Source organism: Bartonella vinsonii subsp. berkhoffii ATCC 51672 (assembly GCF_902825225.1).
In the GTDB taxonomy this organism is placed as follows: Bacteria; Pseudomonadota; Alphaproteobacteria; order Rhizobiales; family Rhizobiaceae; genus Bartonella; species Bartonella berkhoffii.
This window is the reverse complement of sequence record NZ_CADEAK010000144.1, coordinates 1-461: the sequence shown is the minus strand read 5'-3', so window position 1 is coordinate 461 and position 461 is coordinate 1. Positions and strand designations below refer to the sequence as shown.

General features: G+C 40.6%; 1 pseudogene. It reads right to left on the bottom strand.

Annotation, left to right across the window (positions count from 1 at the left end):
* Nucleotides 1-120 precede the first annotated feature (120 nt).
* Nucleotides 121-461 (bottom strand): annotated as a pseudogene (locus tag J7R10_RS08660) (4Fe-4S dicluster domain-containing protein); the annotation flags it as partial.

Below are 461 nucleotides of genomic sequence, written 5' to 3'. Positions count from 1 at the left end.
AAAATGATAAGTGTTTTTTCATACAAAGCCAATGCTTTTTACAGAATGAATCTTGTGTCACATGGCAACAAACATGCCCCCCTTTTGGTTTTTCCATGCCTCTTCTTAACTGGTAAGTTTTTAAAGGCGACGTTCAACCATGAGTTTTTTAATCTCAGCAATTGCTTTAGCTGGCTTTAATCCCTTTGGACAAGTTTGTGTACAATTCATAATTGTATGACAGCGATAAAGCCGGAAAGGGTCTTCTACATTATCCAGACGCTCACCACACATTTCATCACGGGAGTCAGCAATCCAACGCTAAGCTTGAAGTAAAATAGCGGGTCCTAAATAACGATCACCATTCCACCCATAACTTGGACAGGATGTTTGACAACAAGCACACAGAATACAATCATCAAGCCCGTCGATTTTTTGGCGATCAGAGTGACTTTGTAACCATTCTTTTGCAGGCTCTGGTG